We start from the raw sequence: 4,969 nt of genomic DNA, 5'->3' as shown, positions 1-4,969 counted from the left end.
GGTCCTGGTCGCGCGGCGCCGGCCGCAGCTCCGGACCGGGCCGGGCGGTGGCCAGCGCCTTCACGGTCTGCTCCGCGAAGGCCGCCGGCGTCGGTGCCTCGAAGAGCGTCCGCAGTGGCACTTCCACCTGGAACAGGCCGGGCAGTCGTGCGATGACCTGCATGGCGAGCAGGGAGTGGCCGCCGAGCGCGAAGAAGTCGGAGTACCGGCCCACCTTCTCCACACCGAGCACGTCGGCCCAGAGCGCGGCCAGCTCGGTTTCGACTCCGGGCAACGGTGCCTCCCCCTGCTGGTCGGCCGCCAGCAGGTTCGGACCGGGTGCCGGCAGGGCCTTGCGGTCGATCTTGCCGTTGGGCGTCAAGGGCAGCTCCGCCAGTGGCATCACAGCGGCCGGGGTCATGTAGTGCGGAAGGCGCGCCGCGCAGTAACGGCGCAGCTCGGCCGGGTCGGCCTCGGCTACCGGGTCGCCCTCGGCCGGGACCGGCGGGACGACGTAGGCGACCAGGCGCTGGTCGCCCGGGGTGTCCTCACGGAGCAGGACGACCGCCGTGTGGACCGTTGGGTGGGTCTTCAGCGTGGCCTCGATCTCGCCGGCCTCGATCCGGAAGCCGCGGAGCTTGATCTGGTGGTCGGTGCGGCCGAGGTAGTCGAGGGTGCCGTCGGCCAGCTGCCGGGCCAGGTCGCCGGTGCGGTAGAGGCGGGCGCCCGCTTCGGTGCTGAACGGGTCCGGCACGAAGCGCTCCGCGGTGAGGGCCGGACGGCCGTGGTACCCGCGGCCGACGCCGACGCCCCCGACGAGGAGTTCGCCCGCCGCGCCGACCGGTACGGGCTGCAGGGCGTCGTCGAGCACGTAGAGCCGGGTGTTGGCGACGGCCTTCCCGATCGGAGTGCGAGAGTCGTCCGTGCCGGGTGAGGTGTGGATCGCGTGGTGCGTGACGTCGTCGGAGCACTCGGTGGGGCCGTAGGCGTTGAGCTGCGGCAGCGCCGGGTAGTGACGCAGCCAGTCGCGGCACAGTTCCGGGGGCAGGGCTTCGCCGGTCAGCACCAGCCAGCGCAGCGCGGCCAGTCCTGGCCGCGCGGAGCCCAGCCGGGCGAGCTCGTCGAGGAGGGCCCTCAGCAGCGAGGGCACGATCTCCAAGACGGTCAGCCGGTCGCCGTCGCTCCGTGCGAGGAGCTGGACCGGGTCGTGCGCGACGGCGTCGGTGTACACCCGCACGGTGCCGCCGGTCAGGAGTGCGGCGAAGAACTGCCAGACCGAGATGTCGAAGCAGGGCGAGGCGGTGGCCGCCACCGTGTCCCGGCCGGTGAGGCCCAGGTCGATGATCTTGGCGTAGAGGTGGTTGACCATGCCGCGCTGCTCGACCATGGCCCCCTTGGGGGCACCGGTGGAACCGGAGGTGTAGATGACGTACGCGAGGTTGCGGGGACCGGCCGGGGCGGGCGGGTCGCCGGCCGGCAGGGCCGAGATTCGCTCGCGCTCCTCGTCGAGGCGCACCACGGGGGCGGTGGGCGCCGGAAGGCGGTCGGTGAAGGGAGTGGTGGTGACCACGACGGAGACCTGAGCGTCGCCCAGCATGTAGGCGATGCGCTCGCCCGACAGGGCCATGTCGATGGGCACGTAGGCGCCGCCGGCCTTGAACACGGCCAGGATCGCGACGATCAGATCGATCGAGCGCTCCAGGCACAGCGCGACCCGTACCTCGGGACCGACGCCGAGCCCACGCAGGTGGTGCGCGAGCCGGTTGGCCTCGGTGTTGAGCTGGTCGTAGGTCAGCTCCCGTTCGTCGTCGCAGAGTGCCACGGCCCCGGGCGTCCGGGAACTCTGCTCCGCGAACAGCTCCGCCAGGCCCAGGTCCAGGGGGAGGGGCACCCCGGTGTCGTTCCACTCGTCGAGGACCAGCCGCAGCTCGGGCTCGGCGAGCCCGGGCAGCTCGGCCAGCGGGCGCTCGGGTTCGGCGACCAGCGCCTCCAGCAGGGTGCGCAACTGCTCGGTGTAACGCCGGACGGTGTCGGGCGTGTAGCGCCCGGCGTCGTAGAGCAGCTGGAGCCGTAGCCGCTCGCCCGGGGCGGCCACCAGCGTCAGCGGGTAGTTGGTCTGCTCCAGGCCCCGCACCTGTTCGAAGGTGAGCTCCCGCGGCTCGTCCTCGATCTCGCCGAGGCCGCCGACCTTCTCCACCAGGTAGTTCTCGAAGACGACGACGCTCTCGAAGAGCTGGGTGCCTCGCGGTACGTCGCTCCACCCCTGGATCTGCAACAGCGGCGTGAACTCGTACTGCCGGGCGTCGGCCAGGATGTCCTGGACCCGGTGCAGCCAGGTGAGGGCCGGCTCGCCGGTCGTGACGGGTATGCGGATCGGCTGCGTGTTGATCAGCTGGCCGATGATCGACTCGGAGTCCGGCACCTCCGCAGGACGTCCGGCGACGACGCTGCCGAAGAGGACATCCGACTCGCGGCTGTGCCGGTGCAGGAACAGCGCCCAGGCCGCCTGCACCAGGGTGCCCACGGTGAGGCGCTCGCGGCGGGCGAAGCCGGACACGGCCTCGGTCGCGGCGACGGACAGCTGCAGGATCTCGGTCGCCGAACCGGTTGCGGCCGGCGTCGGCCCCGGCTCGGACGGCAGTGGCGTCGGCGCTGCGAAGCCGGCCATGCTCCGGCGCCAGAAGTCCTCGGCCTGGGAGAGGTTCTGCCGGTCCAGCCAAGCGATGTAGTCGCGGTACGGGCGGGCGGGCGGCAGGGTCGGCGTCCGGCCGTGTATGCGGGCCTGATAGAAGCCCATCAGCTCCTGCACGACCCGTGACAGCGACCATCCGTCCAGCAGCAGATGATGGTGGGTCCAGATCAGCTGGCTGGCGGACTCGCCCAGTCGGATCAGGGTCAGCCGCATGAGCGGTGCCTGTTCGGGGTCGAACCGGACCGCGCGGTCCTGCTCCAGGAAGTCCGCCAGCCGGTCCTCCTGCTGGGTGGCGGTCAGCCCGGTCCAGTCCAGCTCGTGCACGGGCAGCTGAACCTGTCGGTGCACCGCCTGGAACGGCTCGATCTGCTCGCGCCAGTGGAACGAGGTCCGCAGCACCGCGTGACGCGCGACCACGTCCTCCCAGGCCGCACGGAACGCGGCGGTGTCCAGCGTGCCGGTCAGTCGGCTGGTCACCTGCTCGACGTTCACGCCGCCGGTCGGCGCGTAGAGCAGGTGGAACAGCATGCCCTGCTGCATGGGGGAGAGTGGATAGACCTCCTCCAGCCCGGTGCTGCGCTCGGCCAGGCGATCGAGGGTGGCCTGTTCCAGGCCGCGCGCCAGGGGGAAGTCCACGGGCGTGCCCAGCGCCTCCGGGGCGCTGCGGACGCACTGCAGCAGATCGCTCACCCGGGCGGCGAACCGCTCGGCGAGCCGGGCGATGGTGGTCTCCCGGTGCAGGCCCGGGCTGTAGGTCCAGCGGACGTGCAGCTGTCCGCCGCTGACCAGAGCGCTCACCTCCAGTTGGTAGTGCCGCGGTGCCCCGTCGTCCTGGGCGGGTCCGGTCGACTCGGCGGCCGCGCGCCACGGGCCGTCCTCGGTGAACGTGTTCTCGAACTGGCCGAGGTAGTTGAAGCTCACGGCACGCTCCGGCAGCTCCCGCAGCCGGGCGGTCGTCTCGTCGGGCGTCCGCAGGTAGCGCAGCAGCCCGTAGCCCAGGCCGCCGTCGGGCACGCCGCGCAGCCGGTTCTTCACCTCGCGCAGCACGTGAACGGGGGAGCCCGATCCGAGCGCGAGGGGGTAGATGCTGGTGAACCAGCCGACGGTGCGGGACAGGTCGAGGCCGTCCTCGAACGGCTCGCGGCCGTGGCCCTCCACATCCACCGCGATCCGGCGAGCGCCGGTCCAACTCGACAGGGTCTGGCCGAGCGCCGCCAGCATCACCTCGACCGCCTGGATCCGCGCCTCGGGCGAGGGGTGCAGCAGCGCCCAGGTCTCCTCCTTGCTGAAGGAGTGGGAGAGCGAGGCGGTGTCCCCGACCGTGCCGGCGTCCGACGGCCCGCTGCGGGCCGGCGTGTCGTCCACCGGAACCGACGTGACCGCGTCGGTCACCATCTCCGTCCAGAAGGGCAGTTGCGTCGCCAGCTCGTCCGAGTGTGCACGGGCGGTCAGCCGCTCGGCCCAGGTGCGGAGGGAGGTCGAGCGGGCCGTGGTGGCGGGCGGCTCGCCGCTCTGGACCAGGCAGTCGTAGGCCGTGCCCAGGTCCTCCAGCAGGACGCGCCAGGAGACGCCGTCCACCGCGAGGTGGTGGCAGACCAGTAGCAGCCGGTCACCGTCCTCGCCCAGCTTGAGGTAGGCCGCTTTCAGCAGCAGGCCGGTGTCCAGGTCCAGGCTGGTCTGGACCTCGGCCACGGCCGCGTCGAAGGCAGCGGCCCGCTCCTCCGTGGGCAGTGCGCCGAGGTCCACCATTCGCAGCAGGTCGGTGGCGCCGGAGTCGACCTCGCCGATCACCTGTCGCCACTGTGTGCCATCAGGGGTGAACCGCATCCGCAGCGCCGGGTGTTGACGGACCAGGTGCGCCAGTGCGGAGCGCAGCTGCTGCTCGTCGGCCGGCTCGGCGGGCCGAAGGAGCAGCGACTGGTTGAAGTGGTGCCGGGCCGGGCGCTCCTGCGAGAAGAACCAGTGCTGGATCGGCGTGAGCGGCACGGCGGCGCCGGCGTCGTCGTTCTCGGGCTCCGCCACCGCGGCCGGCACCTCGATGGTCTCCACCACGGTCGCGAGCTCGGCGATCGTCTGGTGCTTGAAGAGGTCGCGCGGCGTGAAGCGCAGTCCCGACTGCCTGGCCCGAGCTGTGATCTGCATGCTCAGGATGGAGTCGCCGCCGAGGGTGAAGAAGTTGTCGTGGCGGCCGATGGGGGTGATGCGCAGGATGGTGGTCCAGAGGTCGGTGAGTTGGGTTTCGGTGGGGGTTTGGGGGGGTTGGTAGGTGGTGTCGAGGCCTTGGCGGTCGGGGGTGCA

1 protein-coding gene is annotated in these 4,969 nt (G+C 71.9%); it reads right to left on the bottom strand.

The window, feature by feature from the left end; translation table 11 throughout:
* On the bottom strand, window positions 1–4,969 hold a 4,969-nt coding region (locus C2142_RS30350), incomplete at both ends, for a non-ribosomal peptide synthetase (protein ID WP_162002589.1).

The sequence above is a fragment of the Streptomyces sp. CB01881 genome (assembly GCF_002953255.1).
Classification (GTDB): domain Bacteria; phylum Actinomycetota; class Actinomycetes; order Streptomycetales; family Streptomycetaceae; genus Kitasatospora.
The sequence above is the reverse complement of the archived record's forward strand: the minus strand, read 5'-3'. Positions and strand labels throughout refer to the sequence as shown.